This is a genomic window from Streptomyces sp. a15, assembly GCF_059026085.1.
In genome coordinates this window covers 1-4,303 of sequence record NZ_JBWLKM010000185.1, presented here as the reverse complement: position 1 = coordinate 4,303, position 4,303 = coordinate 1, and the positions used below count along the sequence as shown (strand labels likewise).

The 4,303-nt window shown below is 64.2% G+C and carries 5 protein-coding genes; 3 read left to right on the top strand and 2 right to left on the bottom strand.

The features are described from left to right. Positions 1-167: 167 nt before the first annotated feature. Positions 168-1,439 carry a tyrosine-type recombinase/integrase gene (locus AC5P09_RS51245; RefSeq protein WP_493880516.1) on the bottom strand — a complete coding sequence of 424 codons (1,272 nt, stop codon included), beginning with the start codon at positions 1,437-1,439 and terminating at the stop codon, positions 168-170. A 5-nt stretch (positions 1,440-1,444) separates the two neighbouring features. After that, positions 1,445-2,011, bottom strand: a complete 567-nt coding sequence (locus AC5P09_RS51240) for a hypothetical protein (RefSeq protein WP_493880515.1) — start codon at positions 2,009-2,011, stop codon at positions 1,445-1,447. Positions 2,012-2,204: 193 nt separating this feature from the next. Here AC5P09_RS51240 and AC5P09_RS51235 point away from each other — a divergent pair, with 193 nt between their 5' ends. The 3 genes from AC5P09_RS51235 to AC5P09_RS51225 form a co-directional block, all read left to right on the top strand. Next, on the top strand, positions 2,205-2,357 hold the full coding sequence (locus AC5P09_RS51235) for a helix-turn-helix domain-containing protein (RefSeq protein WP_493880517.1): 153 nt from the start codon (positions 2,205-2,207) through the stop codon (positions 2,355-2,357). 64 nt (positions 2,358-2,421) lie between these two features. Beyond that, on the top strand, positions 2,422-3,051 hold the full coding sequence (locus AC5P09_RS51230) for a hypothetical protein (protein ID WP_493880514.1): 630 nt from the start codon (positions 2,422-2,424) through the stop codon (positions 3,049-3,051). 338 nt (positions 3,052-3,389) lie between these two features. Further along, positions 3,390-4,303, top strand: a 914-nt coding sequence (locus AC5P09_RS51225; RefSeq protein ID WP_493880513.1) for an IS630 family transposase, incomplete at its 3' end; no start/stop codon positions are given.

Sequence of the window (4,303 nt, the reverse complement as noted above, 5' to 3'; positions counted from 1 at the left end):
GCGGAATGGCAGACGCGCTAGCTTGAGGTGCTAGTGCCCTTTATCGGGCGTGGGGGTTCAAGTCCCCCCTCGGACACCAGCTGAGACCCCTGTTCATCAGGGGTTTTCTGCATTTCTAGGCTGTGGCGTGACCAACCACGTGACCAACAGCCCGGAGAATCCCCAGGTCAGACCAGGGATGACAGGCCGAGTCGGCCCGCACCGGAGGCGGCCAGTCGGCGCGCTCCGTCCTTACGAGAGTGGCCGTACTTGGCCATGGTGTAGCCCGGCGAGTGGTGCCGGACGTTCGCCGAGACCTCTACCGGGTTCTCCCCGGCCTCCAGATCATTCGTGACCTTGCTGTGCCTCCAGTCGTGAATGCGGAAGTCCTCAGGCAGGTGCAGACGACTGCGCAGGGTGCGCCAGCGTGCCGACACCTTCTCCGGGTCCTGCGGTCCGCCCGCCTCGCCCCGGTAGAGCTTGAAGCCGTCCCGGGCGAACACCAGGTCGTGATCCACCCAAGCGGAGCCGAGCCGGGCGCGCTCGGCATCCTGCCGTTCCTTCTGCCACTTGAGGACGTTCATCACGGCCTGGTCTACGTAGATGACCGCGTTGTCGTCGCCGTCCTTGGTCAGCTTGCGGAGACGGTAGGTGTTGCCTTCCTCGACTACGACCCAGCCCAGTTCGATGGCCCCCTCTTCCCACTTCACGAGGGACCACTTCATTCCCAGTGCCTCACTGCGCCGGACACCGGTAGCGGCGTAGACGGTCCACAGCGGGGCGTCTCTGAGGCAGTGGTGCGCCAGGCCGCCGTCACAAGCGCGGTTGCCGCACGGCTCCCACACCGAACCCAGGAAGCGGGCCGTCTGGCTGTCGTCCACGGTGGGGTACTTCTGTTCCTGGGCCCGTATCTCCCGTGACGTGGGCGGGTGCGCCGTCGCCGCCGGGTTGGCGGGGATCAGCTTGGGCACTGCCGCCCCGAGGGCACCGGACAGGATGTTGTGCACGTGCCGCACGCTCTTCGCCCCGAGCGGCTTGCCCTTGTTGGTCGGGCACGGGGCGGTCTCCAAGAGCCGGTACAGGTCATCAAGCGTGTCGTCGGTGACTTCGCACAGCTTCACGCCGCCGATGTGCGGCTTGATGTGCAGACGGATCTTCGTCTCGTACCCGGCCACGGTCGTCCCCTCCTTCCTGTGATTCGACAGCCACTTGTCGAGCCAGTCACCCAGCTTCATGTCCGAGCGGGCCGCGATCTTCCCCGCCTCGTAGTTGCTGTGCCATTCCCGCAGCGCCTTTTCCGCTGCGGTCTTGGTCGGGTACTCCCTCCCGATCCAGTAACGGATCTGCTTGCCCTGCGCCCTGTCGAAGTGGAGCGGGGTGCGCACACCCCAGGTGTTCGGTCTGCCCTTGCGCGGGATCTCCACCGGAGTCCCCCCAAGCCCGTTACCGCGCTTCGCCACGTGGGTTACTGCTCCTTCCTGTCACTGCTCAACCAGTCGTTGAGGATCGCTGTCGCCTTGTCCGTGAGCCGCTTCCCGTCCCACAGCCCCAGTTCCTTGGCGCGCTTGACGCGCTCGGACAAGGTGGCCTTGCCGACGCCCAGGCGGGCCGCCAATTCGCCCTGAGGGGCGGTGGTGTCCGTGGCACGCAGCCGGGCCAACTCGGCCACCAAGAGGGCGTAGTCCAGCTCCGTGCGGCACCGTTCCGGCACGGGCCACGGTTCGCCCATGACTTGATGCTGTTCGGGCTCCAAGGCCGCCCGGAACTCTGCCTTGATCTGCGAGAAGGGGATCTGTCGCAGAAGACTGGCCGGGATGCCGTCGGTCTCCAGGGCCTGATCCATGAGCCGGACAATCTCGTCCTTGTCCGGCCCTCCGATGCTGAGCCGGATCTTTAGTTCGATCGGTCCGGTGAACGGGGCGTTGGTGTCAGCACGTGCGGAGACCTCCCATGGGCCGTAGTACCGGCGCCACACCAGCTCACTGCCTTCGCGGCGCCACTCGTTGACTGCGTCTACTTCCTCTGTGTTCACGTGACCCACCATAGACCGAGCCGAACTTCATGCAACAGGTTCAATCGTGTGGCACTGATCACCGGTATTGAACTTGACGCAACCAGTTCGCCCATGGTCATCCTGGAGTCAGGCCGGACAGGGGGAGACACCGCCCACCGACCAGTCAGGGGCCACGGCCCCATTTCCGTTGGGGGACTTCTTGAACAAGCTAATGACTGTTTCTGATGTGGCTGACTACCTGAACAAGCCCCGGTCCTGGGTTTACGGGAACTGGAAGGCCGAACAGATCCCGTTCCGGAAAGTTGGCCAGTCCCTCCGGTGCCGTCCGGCCGACCTGGATAAGTGGCTGGACGACCAGAACTGAAGAACTGCAATACGTGAGCGCCCCCGAGGCAATTCGGGGGCTTTTTGTTTGCTGAGAGGACTACGTGACCAAGGCGATTCCACCCCTGGGTGAACCCGGACGGGTCGAGTTGGAAAGGCGTGCGGATGCGCTGCTGGAGGCGGCAGGCGACGAGACATGGGAGACATGGCCGGGCCCCTGGCCGGAGCAGGAAGAGACGGAATTCGAACGAATAGCGGCTGCACATACCGGGATGGTTCCTTTGAGTTGGGCTCCCATTGCGGCGCCACTTCCCACCTTCGATCCGGAGTTGAGTCGTCGAGACCTGCAATCCCTCATGAGTGAGCGCCCCGGCGCTGAGGAACTCGATCACTATGGCGAACTGCTCGCCCTGCTTTCCGAAGCAGAGGGAGCGGGCGCGCAGCACGGTTCCGGCTTCATGGTGGAGCGCCGGAACCATCCCCCGGATTCGTGCCATTGGACTGGCTGCCATGTACCTCTGTATGCCTCACAGATGCCTCGGAAGCGCGGGCGTCCTCGTAAGCATTGCCAGGATCACCAGAAGGCCGCCAAGGCCCGAACGAGGCGCTTGCGGTACGCAGGAATCCAGGTGGGACGGAACAGGAATCTTGTGTACGACTTCGACGGCCTGAAGGAACAGGACCTGTCTGGCTACCGAGAGTTGTGGGGCCGGATCAACATCACGGGAGCGTGACAGGCGTGGCCCGCTTCAGGGTGGCCCGCTGCTCTGTCGCATTAATTCAGAACGGTGGAGGGTCATTCCTCCGGGGCCAAGCACACTCGGCGGTGTGCCTCTGGCACGGCCAACGGGCCGGGCAGTTCCTAAGTCGTTATGAGGCTCTGCGGACACCTCCCTGTGAGAGCGGCAACGTAGAGAAACACTCCTCCCTTGCTTCCTGCTTGCATCGTTCACAGTGGGGGGTAAGGGGGGCAGTGTCTTCTCTTACGTTGTCCTCTTGTGAGGTAGGGCCGCTCTTAGGCGGCCCTTCTCTCTACTTCTTCTTTTCGCATTGATTAGTTCCCTAGTGTCTCGTGATCCCGTCAGCGTTACGTGATCTTGCGTGTCTCGTTGGTGCCGGCATGGAGCTTTCCGTGGAACAGGCCGCCGAGTTGCGGGAGTTGGCGAATAGTCGTGATGTGCCTGCGGATTTGGCCGCGCGGGCCCGGATCGTGCTGTGGTCGGGCGAGGGGCGGCGGCGCAAGGACATTGCCGAGTTGCTCGGGGTGTCGCTGCCGACGGTGGACCGCTGGAAGACCCGTTACGCCCAGCGCGGGGTGGCCGGGCTGGAAGGCGATCGCCCCGGTGGGGCCCGGGACCAAGTACCGGCACGGGTACGGGCGCGGGTGATTGCTCTGACGCGTATGACACCGCCGGCCTGCACCGGGCTTTCGCACTGGTCGACGCGCGAGTTGGCGAAGTATCTGAAGCGGACCGAGAACGTCACCGTGTCCTGGCACTACATCGCGCGGATCTGGCGCGAGGAGCAACTCAAGCCGCACCGCAACGGCACCTTCAAGATTTCCAAGGACCCCGCTTTCGCGGAGAAGGTCGCCGACGTGGTGGGCCTCTACCTCGCCCCGCCCGGTGGCGCGGTCGTGCTCTCGATCGACGAGAAGACGCAGATCCAGGCGCTGGACCGGACCCAGCCGGTACTGCCGGTCGCTTTCGCGGCCACCGAGAAGCGCACCCACGACTACGTGCGGCACGGCACCACGAACCTGTTCGCCGCCCTCAATGTCGGCACCGGCGAAGTCATCGGCGAGTGCAAGCCGAGCCGGAACGGACAGAACTTCCTGGCCTTTTTGAAGAAGGCGGTGAAGCCACATGCAGGCAAAGAGATCCACGTCGTCCTGGACAACCTCTCCACCCACACCACCCCGGACGTGAAGGCGTGGCTGGCGAAGAACCCGCACGTCCACTTCCATTTCACCCCCGTCGGGTCCTC

Excerpts from the sequence above, each read along its gene's own strand:
- AC5P09_RS51235 (WP_493880517.1), top strand. The coding sequence starts at position 2,205 with ATGACTGTTTCTGATGTGGCTGACTACCTGAACAAGCCCCGGTCCTGG.